The organism is Ruminococcus sp. OM06-36AC (assembly GCF_003438725.1).
Lineage (GTDB): Bacteria > Bacillota > Clostridia > Oscillospirales > Ruminococcaceae > Ruminococcus_C > Ruminococcus_C callidus.
This window is the reverse complement of sequence record NZ_QSTT01000006.1, coordinates 84856-103740: the sequence shown is the minus strand read 5'-3', so window position 1 is coordinate 103740 and position 18885 is coordinate 84856. Positions and strand designations below refer to the sequence as shown.

The 18885-nt window shown below is 55.0% G+C and carries 14 protein-coding genes; 2 read left to right on the top strand and 12 right to left on the bottom strand.

The genetic code is table 11. The features are described from left to right. Positions 1-40 precede the first annotated feature (40 nt). The 12 genes from DXB92_RS06835 to DXB92_RS06775 form a co-directional block, all read right to left on the bottom strand. Positions 41-469, bottom strand: coding sequence for a zinc-ribbon domain-containing protein (locus tag DXB92_RS06835; protein ID WP_181976946.1), 429 nt, complete (start codon positions 467-469; stop codon positions 41-43). Between the two features lie 470 nt (positions 470-939). Next, positions 940-1926 (bottom strand): ATP-binding protein, encoded by a 987-nt coding sequence (locus DXB92_RS06830; RefSeq protein ID WP_117733290.1) that lies wholly within the window; start codon positions 1924-1926, stop codon positions 940-942. Between the two features lie 638 nt (positions 1927-2564). Beyond that, on the bottom strand, positions 2565-3461 hold the full coding sequence (locus DXB92_RS06825) for a LysR family transcriptional regulator (protein WP_040646663.1): 897 nt from the start codon (positions 3459-3461) through the stop codon (positions 2565-2567). 769 nt (positions 3462-4230) lie between these two features. Then, positions 4231-5226 (bottom strand): NAD(P)H-dependent glycerol-3-phosphate dehydrogenase, encoded by a 996-nt coding sequence (locus DXB92_RS06815; protein WP_021680911.1) that lies wholly within the window; start codon positions 5224-5226, stop codon positions 4231-4233. Positions 5227-5655: 429 nt separating this feature from the next. Beyond that, entirely contained in the window at positions 5656-6327 is a 672-nt protein-coding gene (gene plsY / locus DXB92_RS06810) for a glycerol-3-phosphate 1-O-acyltransferase PlsY (RefSeq protein WP_021680912.1), read from the bottom strand. A gap of 14 nt (positions 6328-6341) precedes the next feature. Then, positions 6342-7670 carry a ribosome biogenesis GTPase Der gene (gene der, locus DXB92_RS06805; protein WP_040646665.1) on the bottom strand — a complete coding sequence of 443 codons (1329 nt, stop codon included), beginning with the start codon at positions 7668-7670 and terminating at the stop codon, positions 6342-6344. A gap of 359 nt (positions 7671-8029) precedes the next feature. Next, positions 8030-8218, bottom strand: coding sequence for a 50S ribosomal protein L32 (gene rpmF, locus DXB92_RS06800; RefSeq protein WP_021680914.1), 189 nt, complete (start codon positions 8216-8218; stop codon positions 8030-8032). Positions 8219-8234: 16 nt separating this feature from the next. Beyond that, positions 8235-8690, bottom strand: a complete 456-nt coding sequence (locus DXB92_RS06795; protein WP_040646667.1) for a DUF177 domain-containing protein — start codon at positions 8688-8690, stop codon at positions 8235-8237. Between the two features lie 121 nt (positions 8691-8811). Next, positions 8812-9219, bottom strand: coding sequence for a hypothetical protein (locus DXB92_RS06790; protein ID WP_021680917.1), 408 nt, complete (start codon positions 9217-9219; stop codon positions 8812-8814). Between the two features lie 91 nt (positions 9220-9310). Continuing rightward, positions 9311-10651, bottom strand: a complete 1341-nt coding sequence (locus tag DXB92_RS06785) for a glucose-6-phosphate isomerase (protein WP_021680918.1) — start codon at positions 10649-10651, stop codon at positions 9311-9313. 215 nt (positions 10652-10866) lie between these two features. Continuing rightward, the gene (locus DXB92_RS06780) at positions 10867-12012 is read right to left on the bottom strand and encodes a serine hydrolase (protein ID WP_117733288.1); all 1146 of its coding nucleotides are present in this window, start codon (positions 12010-12012) and stop codon (positions 10867-10869) included. A 374-nt stretch (positions 12013-12386) separates the two neighbouring features. After that, a complete protein-coding gene (locus DXB92_RS06775) occupies positions 12387-12617 on the bottom strand; it encodes an HPr family phosphocarrier protein (RefSeq protein ID WP_021680922.1) in 231 nt (76 codons plus the stop codon). A 371-nt stretch (positions 12618-12988) separates the two neighbouring features. On the opposite strand from DXB92_RS06775, the gene mtaB reads away from it, so the two are divergent. Continuing rightward, complete coding sequence (gene mtaB, locus DXB92_RS06770; RefSeq protein ID WP_117733287.1) at positions 12989-14317, top strand: tRNA (N(6)-L-threonylcarbamoyladenosine(37)-C(2))-methylthiotransferase MtaB; 1329 nt, start codon at positions 12989-12991, stop codon at positions 14315-14317. 348 nt (positions 14318-14665) lie between these two features. After that, positions 14666-18370 carry a phosphoribosylformylglycinamidine synthase gene (locus DXB92_RS06760; protein WP_117733285.1) on the top strand — a complete coding sequence of 1235 codons (3705 nt, stop codon included), beginning with the start codon at positions 14666-14668 and terminating at the stop codon, positions 18368-18370. Positions 18371-18885 lie beyond the last annotated feature (515 nt).

Sequence of the window (18885 nt, the reverse complement as noted above, 5' to 3'; positions counted from 1 at the left end):
CTCCGTAATTGAATTTTTTACTCGTTTTATTTTACTCGTTTTAAATGTAAGAAAACAGCAGCCGAATCAGTACTGCCAAAGTCGCTATGGAGAGGAGCACCAGCAGCACACCGATGCAAAGCCCGATGATCGAGCAGACCATGCCGCCGGTTGCCAGAGCCGTGCTGCCGCGGGGATCACGGCTGCGGATCTCTCCGCGGGCAATGATACCCAACGCCACGCCGGCAGCCCCCAGCGGAATGCTGTTGAAACAGAAGAAGCCTCCCACCGAATCGATCAGGAGCAGCAGGCAGGACAATATCGAACAGATGCCCAGTACCAGCGAAGTGACTGCCAGACAATTGCTGCTGTTTTTCCGGGGTGACAGATCTCCCGCCGGAAATGTCAGCGGCAGCCCGCAGGCAGGACAGTAGGCCGTACCATTTTGCAAAGCCTGCCCGCATCTGGGACAGAAGAAATATTCGCCCACGTTCAAAGCCCCCTCCTCCAGTCAACAATAGTATAGCATATGTTGGATAATTTGTCAAATTTCTGTGGCGTTTCCGGTGAAAAAATCTCTAACATTAGCCTCCCTTGAAAGGGCACCCGCAGGGCGTACCTTGTGCTGAGCTGGCAGTGCGTAGCACTGACTGAGGGGTTACCCCTAAATCTATTACATCATGTAAAAGATTCCACAAGAAATCCCTCCACCGCCTAACGGCGGTTCCCCTCCCTTTTCAAGGGAGGCTTATTTCAGGCTCCCTTGAAAAGGGAGCTGGCAAGCCGCAGGCTTGACTGAGGGATTATTACGCAAACCCTTTACACCAAGCAAAAGTGCCACAAAAGAACCCCTCCACCAGCTTCGCTGGTCCCCCTCGTACTGAGCGGTCCCCTCTGCCCTGCGGGCATCTCCCCACCCCGTGGGGAGTCACCCCTAAAAGGGAGGCTTTTCTTCTACACTCACCCGTTCTGCATTCTCGACTTTTTCAGCACCCGCACATCCTGTCCCACGAAGTGCAGGCAGGTGTAGGTGGTGTAAATGCGGGAAGTGATTCGCTCGTCGTAGAGGGCGGAAATTTCGTTGTGATTCAGGTTGGTGCTGATGATGGTGGGGAGATCCCGATTCATGCGGGTGTTGATGATGTTGTAAACGGTGGACTGGTAGAACTGCTTGTGGAACTCCGTGCCGAGGTCGTCCAGAATCAGCAGATCGCAGGACAGCAGCGTGTCCAGCGTGTCGTCATTGCTGCCGCCTCTGCCGAAGTGTTCCTTTTCCACCTGCCGCAGAAAGTTGATCGCCGAATCATAGAGAACATTGTATCCGTTTTGCAGCACCCGATTGGCAATGGCGAGAGAGAGGTGGGTTTTTCCACGGCCGGTCTTCCCGAACATCAGAATGCTGCTGGAGTGGTTGGTGAACTGGCGGGCGTATTCCTGACAGAAGAAGTAGACCTTTTCCATTGCCTGATAGCAGCTGCCGCCGTTTTCGGTCTGGAAGCCCCGATAATAGTTCAGGTCGAAATTCTCGAAGCTGCACTGCTCAAACTGAACGCTCTTGTTCAGTTCCCTGGCGGACAGCTTGGCGATCAGATCGGTCAGACAGGTACAGTATTTTTGCTGAAAATAACCGGTGTCATGGCATTTTTCGCAGGTGTAGTGGAGTTCCAGATAGTCCTCCGGATAGCCGTGTTCTTTCAGAAGCCGGCGGATCATCTCCTGAGCCTGTAAATTCTGCTGCCGCAGGGCTGCCACCCGTTCTTTCGTGTTTTCGCCCTTGACGATGATCTGCATCAGGTCGCGGCTGGTGCGGAACATCTGGTAGTTGACCTCCGACACCTCCGGAATGCGGCTTTCAATTTCCATAATGCGTTCCCGATTCTGCTGTTCCGCCGCGAGCCGCCGCGAGTGAATCATGCCTAGTGCTTGTTCCAAATAGTTTCCCTGCATGGACAGTACCTCCTTATGAATTGGTATGTGTGGAAATGAGCCTCCGGAAAAGAGGCGGCTTATTTGTATATAGGCTCCCCTTTAGGGGAGCTGTCACCGCAGGTGACTGAGGGGTACTTCCGTGTAACCTCGCACATCACGCAAAAGATTCCACAGAACCCCTCCACCAGCTTCGCTGGTCCCCCTCCCCTTTCAGGGGAGGCATTTATTCAGGCTCCCTTGAAAAGGGAGCTGGCAGCCGCAGGCTGACTGAGGGATTCTTCCGTGTAACATAACACATTAAGCAAAAGATTCCCCACAAAGAATCCCTCCACCGCCTAGCGGCGGTCCCCCTCCCTTTTCAAGGGAGGCTTATTTGTACATAGGCTCCCTTGAAAAGGGAGCTGGCAGCCGCAGGCTGACTGAGGGATTCTTCCGTGTAACATAGCACATTAAGCAAAAGATTCCACATAAGAACCCCTCCACCAGCTTCGCTGGTCCCCCTCCCCTAAAGGGGAGGCTTATTTGTATATAGGCTCCCCTTTAGGGGAGCTGTCACCGCAGGTGACTGAGGGGTGCTTTCACAAACCTTTTACACCAAGCAAAAGATTCCACAGAGCCCCTCCACCACCCCTTTCAAGGGAGGCTTTTATTAAATATCAATTTCCCGCCGAAAACGTCTTTTGCAGCAGCACGTCGCGAATTTTCCACAGCTGTTCATTGTCGGCACGATCCCGCATGGTGACAAAATAGAGAGAGCCATACATAGGCATGGTGTCCACATAGATTCTCCCCAGCCGTTTTTCGTCCCGTTCCTGCTGAATGGTGGGTTCCAGCACAAAGGCGATCCCCAGCCCCTGCCGGAGCAGTTCTTTCAGCACAATAAAGGAGTCCACCTCAATGACTTCCCGAAAATCGTAGAGCGAAATGCCGCTGCGGCTCAGGTGCCGCTGTACCAGCGTCCGGATCCCGCAGCCGGTTTCCAGCACGATCAGGGGCTGTTTCAGCAGAGTGCTCCATGTACAGCCGTATAGTTCTTCCGAAAGTTCCGGACTGGCGGCGGCAATGATATTTTCCCGACACAGTTCCGTGGCTTCCACCAGCATATCGGGAATTTCGCCCTCCATGATGATCGCATCCAGCATGCCGTTCTGCATGCCCCGCAGCAGCCGGCGGGTGTTGCTCACATGAAACTGTATCCGCGGTTCTGCATTGCGGTTGACATAGGTACAAAGCCGCGGCAGTGCAAAGGAAAATGTGGCAGACGGAGTCAGCCCGATGTCAAAGGAGATCGGTTCCTGCATCTGCTGGAGCCGTTTGCGAATTTCCACATTCTGGGCACGCTGGAGAATCACCTTGTCCCGCAGATACTGCCCCGCCTCCGTCATTTCCACCTGTTTGCCGTCGTAGTGAAACAGCGGGCACTGGTAGAAATGCTCCAGATACTTGATATGCTGGGTCACAGAGGGCTGTGTCAGGTGGAGAATCGCAGCCGTCTTGGTATAGCTTTTGGTTTCACACAGGGACAAAAACGTGTCCATTCGATAATCTAGCATAATGCTGCACCTCGCTGCAATGTGGATTGGAAAGCGGACGTGAGGAATGGAAAAGAAAGGCTTTCACTTTAGGCTCCCCTTTAGGGCACCCGAAGGGCGTGCCTTGTGCTGAGCTGTCACCGCAGGTGACTGAGGGGTGCTTCTGTGTAACCTAACACATCAAGCAAAAGATTCTACAAAGAACCCCTCCACCAGCTTCGCTGGTCCCCCTCCCCTAAAGGGGAGGCTTATTTATATATAGGCTCCCCTTTAGGGGAGCTGGCAAGCCGCAGGCTTGACTGAGGGGTACTTCCGTGTAACCTAGCACATCAAGCAAAAGATTCCACAGAGAACCCCTCCACCAGCTTCGCTGGTCCCCCTCCCCTTTCAGGGGAGGCTTATTTGTATATAGGCTCCCCTTTAGGGGAGCTGGCAGCCGCAGGTGACTGAGGGGTGCTTCCGTGAAACCTAGCACATCAAGCAAAAGATTCCACAAAGAACCCCTCCACCGTCTGCGACGGTCCCCCTCGTACTGAGCGGTCCCCTCTGCCCTGCGGGCATCTCCCCACCCCGTGGGGAGTCACCCCTTTCAGGGGAGGCTTATATAGGGCTCCCCTGAAAGGGCACCCGCAGGGCGTGCCTTGTGCTGAGCTGGCAAGCCGCAGGCTTGACTGAGGGGTACTTCCGTGTAACCTAACACATCAAGCAAAAGATTCCACAGAGAACCCCTCCACCATCTGCGACAAACTCTCCCCTAAAGAGAAAGCACATTTTTGAAAAGGAGCGAAAATCAGAACTCCTCATACTCATGTTTTTTCGGGCGGTTCATGAGGTTGTTCAGTGCCTGCTGCGGCTCAGCACCGTCGAACAGGATATGGTACAGCTGTTCCGTAATGGGCATGGAAACGCCGTGCTGCTGTGCCAGTTCCCACGCGGCGTGGCAGCAGTAATAGCCCTCTACCGTGCCCACCTGCTTGACCGCATCTTCGGGAGAAGTTCCCTCGCCGATCAGGATTCCGGCACGGCGGTTGCGGCTGTGCATGCTGCAACAGGTGACGATCAGGTCACCGATACCGGACAGCCCGCCGAAGGTTTCCGCTCTGCCGCCCATTTTGACACCCAGATTGGTGATCTCGTGAATGCCCCGCGTCATCAGAGCCGCCTTGGTGTTGTCACCGCAGTGCAGCCCGTCGCAGATGCCTGCCGCCAGTGCAATGATATTCTTCAATGCCCCACCGATCTCGCAGCCCACGGGGTCTGTGTTGATGTAGATCCGCAGGGTGTGACTGGAGAACGTTTCCTGGATCTGCACCGCAGCGGCTTCATTTTTGGACGCAGCCACCACGGTGGTGGGCACACCTCTGCCCACTTCTTCGGCGTGGGACGGGCCAGTGATAACGCCCACCGCATTGTCGGGATATTCCGACTGAATGACCTGGCTCATGGTGAGAAACGTCTTTTCCTCCAGACCCTTGCTGGCGTTGACCAGAATGACATTTTCGTCAAGATAGGGTTTCACACGCTGTGCCACGGAACGGATATACAAGGACGGCACCACAAAAACCACCATGTCGCTGTGTTCCATACAGACAGGGTCTGTGGTGAATCCGATGCCTTTCGGGATCTTTACCCCCGGAAGCTTGGTCTTGTGCTCTCCGTCCCGCAGAATTGCATCTACGATCTGCTGGGAAATATCCCAGACCGTAACGGTATGCCCGTTCTGAAATGCTGCAATGGCAAGGCTGACACCGAAGCCGCCTGCACCAAGAATCGTGATTTTTGCCATATGAACCTCCTTTACAATTTCGGGCTCTCTCTTTCATTTTAGGCTCCCTTGAAAAGGGAGCTGGCAGCCGCAGGCTGACTGAGGGATTATTACGTAAATCCTTTACACCAAGCAAAAGATTCCACAAAGAATCCCTCCACCGCCTAGCGGCGGTTCCCCTCCCCTTTCAGGGGAGGCTTTTACATTCAGGCTCCCCTGAAAGGGGAGCTGGCAAGCCGCAGGCTTGACTGAGGGGTACTTCCGTGTAATCTAAAACATCAAGCAAAAGATTCCACAGAACCCCTCCACCAGCTTCGCTGGTCCCCCTCCCCTTTCAGGGGAGGCTTATTTGTACATAGGCTCCCCTGAAAGGAGAGCTGTCACCGCAGGTGACTGAGGGGTACTTCCGTAAGACCTAGCACATCAAGCAAAAGATTCCACAAGGAACCCCTACGCCTTTTTCGAATGGAACGAAAACTTGTTTTCATTGCCGGCTTTGAGCCGCTGGATATTGGTGCGGTGCATATAGATGACCCACGCCCCCATCAGTGCCGCCAGTCCGGTATTGAGCCAGAGGTACCACATGGGCAGATCGCCCCGCTGCCAGAACTGGAACAAAAACGTCACCACCGGACAGCATGCCGCCGCGATGATCGAGCCGAGGGAAACGTACTTCGAGATTGCCAGCACCACAGCGAAAATGACGATCAGGCAGAGGAACACTTTCCAGTCAATGCCCAGAAAGACCGACACGCCCACCAGCACACCTTTTCCGCCTTTGAAGTGGTAATAGATCGGGAACACGTGTCCCAGAATTGCGAAAATACCGGCAATATAGCCGATGAAATGCACATCGTTCTGTGCCGTCAGCCCTGTACCCAGCAGTTCGCAGATGCCCTTGGACAGCAGCACGGCAACAATGCCCTTTGCCAGATCGCCCACCAGCGTCAACGCGGCACAGCCCTTGCCGAAGCAGCGGAGCGTGTTGGTCAGACCGGCGTTATGGCTGCCGAACTCCCGAATATCCTGATGCTTCAGCAGCCGCACCACCAGAATGGAACTGTTGAAACTGCCCAGCAGATAGGACAGCACCGCAGAAATGAGTATTGCAAGAATCAGCATGATATTCTCTCCCGTTATTTTTCATCTCTCGCCCGTTCCCGCACCACAAACCGCACCGGCGTTCCGGTCAGTCCGAAGGTGGAACGGATCTGGTTCTCGATATACCGCTGATAGGAGAAGTGGAACAGATCTGCACGGTTGACAAAAATGACAAACGTCGGCGGCTTGGTGCTTGCCTGCGTCATATAATAGATCTTCAGGCGGCGGCCTTTATCCGAGGGCGGCTGCACCCGTGTGGTAGCATATGCCAGCACATCGTTCAGCATGCCTGTGGAGATCCGCATAGCGTTCTGCTCGTAGACTTCGCGAATCTTTGCGAACAGCTTGGGCACACGCTGCCCCGTCTTTGCAGAAATGAACACGAACGGAGCGTAGGACATGAAGCTGAAATCCCGCTGCAATTTTTCCTCGAACTCCTTCATGGTGGTGTTGTCCTTTTCAATCAGATCCCACTTGTTGACCACGATAATGGAAGCCTTGCCCTGTTCGTGGGCATAGCCGGCAACCTTGGAATCCTGTTCCGTGAAGCCCTCTGTGGCATCGATCAGAATCAGGCACACGTCCGCACGGTCTACCGCCATATAGGCACGCAGCACACTGTAGTGTTCGATTCGCTCGGTAACGCGGGCTTTTTTCCGGATACCGGCAGTGTCGATCAGCACGAACTTGCCGTCCTCGTTTTCCACAGTCGTATCCGTCGCATCACGGGTGGTGCCGGCAACATTGGACACGATCGCCCGTTCTTCGCCGGCGATACGGTTCACCAACGAGGACTTGCCCACATTGGGCTTGCCGATAATTGCCACATGAATGGCATCTTCGTCGTCCTCCAGCTGATCCTCCGGCGGCAGCAGATCGTAAACTGCGTCCAGCATATCGCCGGTGCCGTGACCGTGTGCCGCGGAGATCGGAAACGGGTCGCCGATGCCCAGATTGTAGAACTCATACAGTTCCATCGGCGGTTCCCCGATAGAATCGCACTTGTTGACAGCCAGAACCACCGGCTTGCCGCTTTTCTGGAGCATGCTTGCCACGGCACTGTCATCAGCCGTCACGCCGCAGCGAACGTCAGTCACCAGCACGATCACGTCCGCCCGTTCGATCGCCAGTTCCGCCTGCCGCCGCATCTGCTTCAGAATCACGTCATCGGTCACCGTTTCGATACCGCCGGTATCCACCAGCATGAACGAACGGTTCCGCCATTCGCCCTTGGCATAGATCCGGTCGCGGGTCACGCCGGGGGTATCCTCGACGATCGACAACCGCTGTCCGATCAGCTTATTAAACAGCGTGGACTTTCCCACATTGGGTCGTCCCACCACCGCTACAACAGGTAATGCCATATGATTTTTCATCTCCTTGATTTTTTGATTCGTTCTATTTCCAGTCAGAAACGCTGTACTGTAGTATGCCTTCTTTGAAAGGTTTCATATTAGGCTCCCCTGAAAGGGCACCCGAAGGGCGTGCCTTGTGCTGAGCTAGCAGTGCGTAGCACTGACTGAGGGGTTATCCCTAAAGCTTTTACACCAAGCAAAAGATTCCACAGAAGAACCACTCTACCAGCTTCGCTGGTTCCCCTCACTTTTCAAAAGTGACTTCCCCGCTATCATGCCCCCAATCCGAGGACAGCATACAAAAAAGAGAGGCGACACAAGCCGCCTCTCCTCCTCGTACAAAACAAAATCGTCTTGTCAGTCAGCACTTATTCTGCATCGTCCATCTTCAGAACAGCAACGCCCTTGTAAAATCCGCAGTTCTTGCAGACCTTGTGCGGAGCTTTGAACGCACCGCAGTTGCTGCATGTGCTCATTGCAGGTGCATCGAGCTTCCAAACAGCAGAACGTCTTTTGTTACGTCTTGCCTTGGAGACCTTATTCTTCGGTACAGCCATGTTTTGGCACCTCCTTCTACTTTCGACAGTCGCAGGTGGTTTCGTTCAGATTGCACCCGCAAATATCGCACAAACCCTTGCAGTCCTCCCGACAAAGCATCTTTGTCGGCAGCATGAGCAAAAGGTCTGAGATTGCTGTCTCATTCATATCAATGCTGTCGTGTTGTGCGACGAGGTATGTATCATAGATGTCGCCTTCGCTCTGGAGGGACGGTACGACTGTGTGAGAAAAGTCATACGAATAGTCCCGCCGCAGTTCCGCCAGACAGCGGTCACAGACCGCATCTAAGGTACAGGAAACGGTATATTTCAGTGTCACGATACCGGCACGGTTCGAAAACTCGCCCTGTACAGACACCGGTGCGGCAAATGTATAGCCGCGTACCTCGGACAGTTCTTCCAGCGAGATCGTATAATCCACCGGCAGATGCATGCCCTCTATCTGAAAAATCTCCCGTAACTGTAGAATCATACCTGTTCCTTTCACGCATTGCATCATTTATTATAACAAATTTCCAGCTGCCTTGTCAAGTCCTTTTTCAAAAAATTCGAAAAAAGCAGCATTTTTCCCTGTTATCGGGAATCCAGACCTATTAGTCTACGAACTTGGTCACAGAAGCCGGCAGTTCGGAAACGTCTGCGGAAACGGTGAAAGTCACAACGGAATCGTCGCCGGTCAGCTTGTCCAGCTTTTCCAGAGTACGTCCCAGTTCCTCGAAGTCCGCACCAGCGATCTTCAGGATACCGTCTACATAGATTTCCTTGATGTCATAGTTGCCAGCCAGCATGCCTGCTACGAAACCATAGAATGCATCGAAGGTGTCGATCGCAAACTGCTCTGTATCGCACCATCTAACCTTGTAGCTGATGGAACGACGCAGTGTTTCGCCCTTTTCGATGCAAACCAGACAGCCGTTGGTGTTCTTGACTGCTGTGTTGATTCTATCGATAATGATCTTGGTCTTACCGCTTCCCTTTTTACCTGTAATCAGTCGAATCATGATGATAACTCCTTTCGCACCGGAATTCCGGTACTTGTTTATTCCTTCACAGCCGCATCACCGGCTGTTGAATACATAAAGTATTTGCCCGTTATTCTGCCAGCTTTGCTTCCAGAGCAGCCTTCTGGTCTTCATAGCCCGGCTTGCCCAGCAGAGCGAACATATTCTTCTTGTAGCTTTCTACACCCGGCTGGTTGAACGGGTTTACGCCCAGCAGATAGCCGGAAACTGCACAAGCCTTTTCGAAGAAGTAGATCAGATAGCCGAGGCTCTTTTCAGAAACGTCCTCTACCTCGAGGATCATATTCGGTACGCCGCCGTCGGTGTGTGCCAGAACAACGCCTTCCAGAGCCTTGCGGTTTACCACAGACATGTTCTGGTTGGTCAGGAAGTTCAGACCGTCCAGATTCTCTGCGTCCGGTTCCAGATAGAAGTCCTGCTTCGGCTTCTTGATGTCCACAACGGTTTCGAACAGAATGCGGCTGCCTTCCTGAATATACTGACCCATAGAGTGCAGGTCGGTGGAGAATACTGCGGAGGACGGGAAAATGCCCTTGTTGTCCTTGCCTTCGCTTTCGCCGAACAGCTGCTTGTACCATTCTGCCATGGTCACGAAGCTGGGCTCATAGGAAACCAGCATTTCCACGTTCTTGCCCTTGCGGTACAGAATGTTCCGCAGTGCAGCATACTTGTAGCAGTCGTTGTTGTCGAAATCTGCGGTGAGTTCCTTCTGTGCTTCTGCGGCACCAGCCATCAGGGCTTCGATGTCACAGCCGGCAACTGCGATCGGCAGCAGACCTACAGCAGTCAGAACGGAGTAACGGCCGCCCACATCGTCCGGAACCACGAAAGTTTCATAGCCCTCTGTGTCGGACAGGGACTTCAGTGTGCCCTTTGCCTTATCTGTGGTTGCAAAGATGTGATCCTTGGCACCGTCCTTGCCGTACTTCTTTTCTACCAGCTGCTTGAACACACGGAATGCCAGAGCCGGCTCTGTGGTCGTGCCGGACTTGGAAATGACATTGACAGAGAAATCTCTGCCCTCGCAGATCGAGATCACTTCGTTCAGGTAGGTGGGGTTGATGTTGTTGCCCACATAGTAGATGTCCGGCGTGTCCTTCTTCAGGTTGTTGTAGAACGGGGACTTCAGGAATTCGATTGCCGCACGGGCACCCAGATAAGAACCGCCGATACCGATCACGACCAGTACCTCAGAATTCTTCTGGATCTTCTTGGCAGCCGCCTGAATTCTTGCGAATTCTTCCTTGTCATAGTCGGTCGGCAGTGTCAGCCAGCCCAGAAAATCAGAACCCAGACCGTTCTTTTCGTGCAGCATCTTTGCAGATGCTTCCACCTGATGACGGATTCCGGTCAGTTCGTCCGGATTCACATAGTTTGCCAGATATTTTGTATTCAGCTTTACAGAAGACATAGTACAATTTCCCTCCACTTTCTTCTCAAGGCGTTGGACAGTACGGCGAAAAACGCTGCTTCCGCCAGACCATTCCCTTGTGACCGCAGGAACGCTCTGACAGAAACTGCACATACGGGTGCTGTCCAACCACTTTACCACTTATATCATACTATATTCTGCGGCAGATTGCAAGGGGTATCTGGATTCTTGTATAATCTACACAATTTTTCCGATTACATTTTAAGCATTTTGACCGTTATTTGATACAGAGCGTCCCAGAAGTCCCGCACCGGCACTGCATCAGCCGCCGCCACGTCAGTTTCATATAACAACGTGTTCCCCTGATAGAACGCGGCATGCCCCAGCTTCTGCCCTTTCCGGACGGGAGCCTGCACAAAACGGGGCAGTACCATAACGGTTTCCAGCTCCGTGCAGCTGCGTGGTACCACCAGCCCTTTCAGCGGCCCCGACTCCGCCAGCACTGCCCGTTCCACGCCGCCGCGGACTTGTACCGGATAGAGGAACTCGCCGGACAGCTGGGGCTGCACCACTTTCCAGCCGGCGAAGCCCTTCCGCAGCAGCTGTTTCGCCAGAGTGAAGCGGCTGTCGGTGTCCCCGCACCCCAGCACCACCGCCACGCACTGCATGCCGTTCCGCCTGGCACCGGCGGCAATGCTCCAGCCCTCCGCTTCGCTGTGACAAGCCTTGAAGCCGATGCTGGTTTCGTCGGTACGGGAAAAGGTGTTTTCGTTGACCAGTTCCGTGGCTTCTCCCCGCAGGAAATCCCGCCACGTCCGGAAATAGGGCTGCAACGCTGTCTTTTTCGCCAGAGCACAGCAGAGCCGTCCCAGATCTGCCGCGGTGGTGTAGCTGGTGTCGGTGTTCCCCTGGGGGCTGGTGAACCACGTGTCCCGCATGCCCAGATCAAAGGCACGGGCGTTCATGTCCATGACGAACTGCTTCGTGTCACCGGCGGCAGCTGCGGCAAGCACAACGGCGGCATCGTTGGCGTTCCCCACGATCAGCCCTTTCAGCAAGTCCCCCACAGTCATTTCCTCGCCGGCGGTGAGCCAGATCACAGCCCCCTTGGTGCCGGTCACCGCGTCTGTGGCAGTGAGCACCGTGTCCGTTGTCCACGCCCCCTGCTCCAGCTGCTCCGCCGCCAGCAATGCCGTCATCAGCTTCGCCATCGCCCCGCAGGGCAGCCGGTCACTGCCGTGGGATTCCAGCAGCACCGTGCCGGTTTCTGCCTCCAGCAGGGCATAGGCAGCCGCAGGGATCTCCGGCTCCTCCGCCGCCGAAACCGCCGCCGGACTTCCCGGCAGCAGCCACCAGAACAACAGCACTCCGCAGCACAGCAACGCCGCATAACGTTTCATAAGCACACCCTCCCGAATTCGTTTTGTATTTTGTATAAAATATGCCGCACAGGGTGCGGGTATGCGGTGTTTTGCAGCGGCGGAATGGCTGGGGTTTGTGTTATCAATTAGGCTTCCCCTTTGTTATTCAGGCTCCCCTTTAGGGGAGCTGGCACCGCAGGTGACTGAGGGATTTTTGCGTAAATCTGAAACATTATGCAAAAGATCTCAGCAGTATCCCTCCACCAGCTTCGCTGGTCCCCCTCCCTTTTCAAGGGAGGCTCTTCCCACACCCCAAAACAGAAAAACGGCACCCCGTTGCCGGAGTGCCGTCTTTCCCTCTTACTATTCTACTCAATCTTTGAAAAGATGTGTGTTCTCAAAATAATCTGTGCTTACTTGACAATGTACTTGCCGATAGATTCTACCAGCTTTTCCGGATCATCGGTGTGTGCCTGCAGCTTGATCGGCTTGGACAGATCCAGGCTGAAAATGCCCATGATCGACTTTGCATCGATGGCATAACGACCGGACACCAGATCAATGTCATAGTTAAACAGCATAACCTTGTTTACGAAATCCTTTACATCATTGATTGCATTCAGCTGAATTGTGGTTTCATACATAACAATTACCTCCTCTTGAAGGGGTTACCTCTCGCCCTTCCGGTGTCACAATAAATTGCAGAACGAAAAGCAAACTCCACGCTGCGGCAACGTGCACACCGCATCATGCTTTCTTTTAGAAGTTTCTGACGCCTTCCGTTTCTGTACTTATAGTCTACCACGAAAAATTTTTCTTGTCAAGATGATTGCAACATTTTCGTCGATATAGTATAATAGATGATGAAATCGCCGCTGCTTTTTTGACAGTGACGTTAATTTTCATGAAAATCCGGTGAAAATGACACAAAGATTTCGGGAAAATCCGGTGGTTTTTCCGCAGATTCCGTCGAAAAAGCTGCCGGATCTTTCCCCCGAGGAGGTCACACCCAAACTTGAACTGTTATTTTTACACATTCGGCTGCAAGGTGAACACCTGTGAAACCGCCGGCATGCAGTCCCTGCTGCAAAACGCCGGCTATACCGTGGTTTCCCAGCCGGAGCAGGCAGACATCTTTTTGTTCAACTCCTGCACCGTCACCGCCTCCGGCGACAGCCGCCTGCACCACGCCATGCGAAAAGTCCGGCGGGAACACCCCGACGCTCTGCTGGTGCTCACCGGCTGCTATCCGCAGGCGTATCCGGAACAGGCTGCGGCGATCCCCGAAGCCGATCTGATTATCGGCACCAAGCACCGCAGCCGTCTGCCGGCACTGCTCGCCCAGCTGTGCCAGAACCACGCCCGCATCGCCGCCGTGGACAGCTACGCCCGACAGGACGATTTCGAGGTGCTCCCCTGTGACACCATGCCGGACAACACCCGTGCATTCCTGAAGATCCAGGACGGGTGCAACTGCTTTTGCAGCTACTGCATCATTCCCTACGCACGGGGACGCTGCCGGAGCCTTTCGCTGAAAGACGTTGCCGCCGGAGCCGCTGCCTTTGCGAAAAACGGCTATCGGGAGATCGTCCTCTGCGGCATCAATCTGGGCTTCTACGGCATGGAGTGGGGCGGCTCGCTGGCAGAAGCCGTGGAGTGCTGTGCCCGCACCGCCGGCGTGGAGCGTGTCCGGCTGGGTTCTCTCGAACCGGAACGGCTGACCGAGGAACAGCTTTCCCGACTGGCAGCCCTGCCCCAGTTCTGCCCCCAGTTCCACCTGTCCCTGCAAAGCGGCTGTGACAAGACACTGCATGCCATGAACCGGAAATACGACAGTGCGGAATACGCGGAGATCTGCCGGAGGATCCGGCGGTACTTCCCCGACTGTGCCATTACCACGGATTTCATGGTGGGCTTTCCCGCCGAGAGCGAAGTGGACTTTCAGACCTCGCTGGCGTTTGCGGAACGCATGGGCTTCGCCGCCATGCACGTGTTCCGCTATTCCCCCAGAGCCGGCACCCGTGCCGCACAGTTCCCCGACCAGTGCAGCGGAGCCGAAAAAACCAGCCGCATGGAACGTGCCCAGAAAGCGGCGAAAACCGCAAAGGAAAACTTCCTGAAAAGCCAGATTGGCAAGGAATTTCCAGTACTTTTTGAACGGGAACGGGGCGACGGCTACCACGTGGGACATACCCCGAACGGCACCGTTGTGCGAATTTCTGCAAAAAATCCAAAAAAAAGTTTGCGTAATCGCGTTTTTTGTGTTAGAATAGTAGAGAGTGATGCGGAATGCTGCTATGGGATACTGACAGAATCCAGTTTTGACGAAAGGACAGCCCTGTAAGGGGCGATGCCCACATCGCCCCGTGTGCCCCAAAATCAGGCTTCCTTGAACCAGTCTGCCAAATCAGCCTCCCCTTTAGGGGAGGGGGACCGCCGACAGGCGGTGGAGGGGTTCTTTCGTGGAATCTTTTGCGTAATGTGCGAGGTTACATAAAAAAATCCCTCAGTCAGCCTGCGGCTGCCAGCTCCCTTTTCAAGGGAGCCTGAAATAAGCCTCCCTTGAAAAGGGAGGGGGACCGCCGTTAGGCGGTGGAGGGATTTCTTGTGGAATCTTCTTCCACATGTGCTGGCTTCCGTAGTCCCCACCACAATCGCAGCACCCGCAAATCCAAAATAAAGGAGATTTACCATGTCTGTTTTTCGTATTTATGTGGAGAAAAAGCCGGAATTCGCGGTAGAAGCCCGCTCTGTTCTGAGCGACGTGCAGACCGCACTCCGTCTGAATGTCACCGACATTCGCATTTTCCACCGCTATGATGCAGATCATCTGACGGCAGAAGCTTTCCAGCGTGCCGTTCCCACCGTATTTTCTGAACCGGCGGTGGATCACACCTACACAGAACTGCCGGCTCTGGAAGAAGGGCAGCGGACATTCGCGACCGAATACCTGCCGGGACAGTTCGACCAGCGTGCCGACAGCTGCGAGCAGTGTATCCAGATCCTGCTTCAGGGCGAACGCTGCCGTGTCCGCACAGCAGATGTCTACGTCGTTACCGGCAACCTGACCGATGCAGAATTCGACCGTCTGAAAAAGTATCTCATCAATCCGGTGGAACGCCGCGAAGCTTCTCCGGAACTGCCGGAAACACTGGACACCAACTATACCATTCCGACAACAGTAGAAACCCTCACCGGCTTCATCTCCCTGTCGGAGGACGAACTGAAACAGTTCATCGCTGACTACGGTCTGGCAATGGATCTCGGCGACATTCAGTTCTGCCAGAAATACTTCCGCGATACCGAACACCGCGACCCCACCATTACCGAGGTTCGCATGATCGATACCTACTGGTCTGACCACTGCCGCCACACCACATTCCTGACACAGATTTCCGACGTGGACATTCCCACCGACTATATCAGGGAAACCTATGACGCATACTGCACCGTCCGGCAGGAACTGGGCAGAGGCGAAAAGCCCATGACGCTCATGGACTTGGCAACCATCGCTGCCAAGAAGCTGAAAGCGGACGGCAAGCTGAACGATCTGGACGAGAGCGAGGAGATCAACGCCTGCTCCGTCAAGATCAAGGTGGACATCGACGGCAAAGAAGAGGACTGGATCCTCATGTTCAAGAACGAAACCCACAACCACCCCACCGAGATCGAGCCGTTCGGCGGTGCTGCGACCTGTCTGGGCGGTGCGATCCGTGACCCGCTGTCGGGACGTTCCTACGTATATCAGGCAATGCGTGTCACCGGTGCAGCCAATCCGCTGGTGCCGGTAGAGGATACCATTGCCGGCAAGCTGCCCCAGAGAAAGATCACCGTGGGTGCTGCCAACGGCTACAGCTCCTACGGCAACCAGATCGGTCTGGCAACCGGCCACGTGGCAGAGGTATACCACCCCGGCTACATGGCGAAGCGTATGGAGATCGGTGCGGTACTGGGTGCTGCTCCGGCTTCCAATATCCGCAGAGAAGCCCCCGTCCCCGGCGATATTGTCATTCTGCTGGGCGGCAAGACCGGACGTGACGGCTGCGGCGGTGCGACCGGTTCTTCCAAGTCCCACACCGTGGAATCTCTGGGACACTGCGGTGCAGAAGTCCAGAAGGGTAACGCTCCGGAAGAACGCAAACTTCAGCGTCTGTTCCGCAACCCCACTGTGACACAGATGATCAAACGCTGCAACGACTTCGGTGCAGGCGGCGTTTCCGTTGCGATCGGCGAACTGACCGACGGTCTGGAGATCGATCTGAACGCCGTACCGAAAAAGTATGACGGTCTGGACGGCACAGAGATCGCGATCAGCGAATCGCAGGAACGTATGGCTGTGGTGGTTGCCGCAGAAGATGCCGACAAGTTCATCAAGGAAGCCGGCAAGGAAAATCTGGAAGCTACGATCGTGGCAACCGTACAGGCAGAACCCCGCCTGCGGATGCACTGGAACGGCAACACCATTGTTGACCTGTCCCGTGAGTTCCTGAACTCCAACGGTGCCGTAAAGCACACCGACATTGCCATTGAAGCACCGCAGCCGGCAGCAGAATCCACCCTCACCGACAGTGCAGACGCATGGACAGAACTGCTGTCCAGCCTGAACATCTGCTCCCAGAAGGGTCTGATCGAAAAGTTCGACTCCACCATTGGTGCCGGCACTGTGCTGATGCCTTTCGGCGGTGTCTACCAGCTGTCGCCCTCACAGGCAATGGCTGCCAAGATTCCGGTGCTCAAGGGCGAAACCAACACCTGCTCGCTCATGGGCTGGGGCTATAATCCCACGGTCAGCGAACGCAACCCCTATCTGGGTGCCATGGACGCAGTCATCACCTCCATTGCCAAGGTCGTTGCAGCCGGCGGCAGCTGGCACCACTGCTGGCTGACATTCCAGGAATACTTCGAGCGTACCCAGAATGATCCCAAGCGTTGGGGCAAGCCCATGGCTGCCCTGCTGGGTGCATTCAAGGCACAGCTGGAACTGTCCTGCGGCTCTATCGGCGGTAAGGACTCCATGTCCGGTACGTTCGAGAACATTGATGTTCCGCCGACGCTGGTATCCTTTGCCGTTTCCACCGCCAAGGCAGACAAGGTGGTTTCCACCGAATTCAAGCAGGCTGGCGACAAGGTCGTGATGCTCCGTCCGGAAACTGACGAAAACGGTATCCCCAGCTTCGAGAGCGTTCGTGCCACATTCGACAAGGTCGAAGCAATGATCGCCGCCGGCCGCATTCGTGCCGGCTGGGTCATCGACTACGGCGGCGTGGCAGAAGGTATTGCCAAGATGTGCTTCGGCAACGGCATCGGCTTCACCTTTGACCGCCAGCTGACAGATGCAGAACTGTTCCAGCCCTGCTGCGGCGGCTTCCTGCTGGAACTCTGCGGCGATGCAGAGGACGGCGAGGACGTGATCGGTTCCACCAGCGAAAAGCCGGAGATCGTCTGCCCGAAGTTCACCCTCCAGCTGGACAAGCTGCTGTCCGTCTGGGAGAAGAAGCTGGAGCCGGTATTCCCCTGCCGCATCAAGACCACCACAGAGGTTCCGGAAAAGCTGTCCTATCCGAGAAAGACCACGCTGTCCGCTTCGATCAAGAGTGCACAGCCCCGCGTGCTGATTCCGGTATTCCCCGGCACCAACTGCGAATACGACACCGCCCGCGTCTTTGAGCGTGCCGGTGCAAGACCGCAGACCTTTATCGTCCGCAACCTGTCCGCAGCGGCAATGGAAGATTCTATCACCACCTTTGCGGCAATGGTTCGTCAGGCACAGATCATCATGATCCCCGGCGGCTTCAGCGGCGGCGACGAGCCGGAGGGCAGCGGTAAGTTCATTACGGCGTTCTTCCGCAACCCCCGCATCAAGGACGCTGTCCACGACCTGCTGAAGAACCGCGACGGTCTGATGCTGGGTATCTGCAACGGCTTCCAGGCACTGGTAAAGCTGGGACTGGTACCGTTCGGCGAGATCATGGACATGACCGATGTATCCCCGACGCTGACCTTCAACACCATTGCCCGCCACCAGTCCATGCTGGTACGGACACGCATCGCTTCCAACAAGTCCCCGTGGCTGTACGGCACCGAGGTGGACGATGTGCACACCGTAGCCATTTCCCACGGTGAGGGACGCTTTGTTGCTCCGCCGGAACTGCTGGCAGACATGGCGAAGAACGGACAGATCGCCACCCAGTACGTGGACATGGACGGCAACCCGACCATGGACATTCACTTCAACCCCAACACTTCCATGATGGCGATCGAGGGCATCACCTCTCCGGACGGCAGAGTGCTGGGCAAAATGGGACACAGCGAACGTATCGGACAGAACCTGTACCAGAACGTTCCGGGCGAAAAGGATCAGAAGATCTTCGAAAGCGGTGTCGCATACTTCAAGTAATCGTTTGATTCCTGCGGGAACGTGAGAACATTCCGTTTCCAGTCATTACAAAACCGCCATACCCAGATGCAAAAGTGCATGGGTGTGGCGGTTTTTGTTATGTTGTTAAGCCATAAATGGCTCCCTTGAAAAGGCACCCGTAGGGCGTGCCTTGTGCTGAGCTGGCAGCCGCAGGCTGACTGAGGGGTACCTTCCGTAAAGCCTCGCACAACAGGCAAAAGATTCCACACAAGAACCCCTCCACCGCCTATCGGCGGTTCCCCTCGTACTGAGCGGTCCCCTCTGCCCTGCGGGCATCTCCCCACCCCGTGGGGAGTCACCCCTAAAGGGGAGGCTCTTTTACATTCAGGCTCCCCTTTAGGGCACCCGCAGGGCGTGCCTTGTGCTGAACTGTCACCGCAGGTGACTGAGGGGTACTTCCGTGAAACCTCGCACAACAAGCAAAAGATTCCACAAGAACCCCTCCACCGCCTAAAGGAAAGAATCCACACACAAAAAAAGCAGCCGCACACCTC

Bases quoted from the DNA above. Each gene is read 5' to 3' on its own strand.
- DXB92_RS06830 (WP_117733290.1), bottom strand. From the start codon at position 1,926: ATGCAGGGAAACTATTTGGAACAAGCACTAGGCATGATTCACTCGCGG.
- DXB92_RS06825 (WP_040646663.1), bottom strand. From the start codon at position 3,461: ATGCTAGATTATCGAATGGACACGTTTTTGTCCCTGTGTGAAACCAAA.
- DXB92_RS06815 (WP_021680911.1), bottom strand. From the start codon at position 5,226: ATGGCAAAAATCACGATTCTTGGTGCAGGCGGCTTCGGTGTCAGCCTT.
- plsY (WP_021680912.1), bottom strand. From the start codon at position 6,327: ATGCTGATTCTTGCAATACTCATTTCTGCGGTGCTGTCCTATCTGCTG.
- der (WP_040646665.1), bottom strand. From the start codon at position 7,670: ATGGCATTACCTGTTGTAGCGGTGGTGGGACGACCCAATGTGGGAAAG.
- rpmF (WP_021680914.1), bottom strand. From the start codon at position 8,218: ATGGCTGTACCGAAGAATAAGGTCTCCAAGGCAAGACGTAACAAAAGA.
- DXB92_RS06795 (WP_040646667.1), bottom strand. From the start codon at position 8,690: ATGATTCTACAGTTACGGGAGATTTTTCAGATAGAGGGCATGCATCTG.
- DXB92_RS06790 (WP_021680917.1), bottom strand. From the start codon at position 9,219: ATGATTCGACTGATTACAGGTAAAAAGGGAAGCGGTAAGACCAAGATC.
- DXB92_RS06785 (WP_021680918.1), bottom strand. From the start codon at position 10,651: ATGTCTTCTGTAAAGCTGAATACAAAATATCTGGCAAACTATGTGAAT.
- DXB92_RS06780 (WP_117733288.1), bottom strand. From the start codon at position 12,012: ATGAAACGTTATGCGGCGTTGCTGTGCTGCGGAGTGCTGTTGTTCTGG.
- DXB92_RS06775 (WP_021680922.1), bottom strand. From the start codon at position 12,617: ATGTATGAAACCACAATTCAGCTGAATGCAATCAATGATGTAAAGGAT.
- DXB92_RS06760 (WP_117733285.1), top strand. From the start codon at position 14,666: ATGTCTGTTTTTCGTATTTATGTGGAGAAAAAGCCGGAATTCGCGGTA.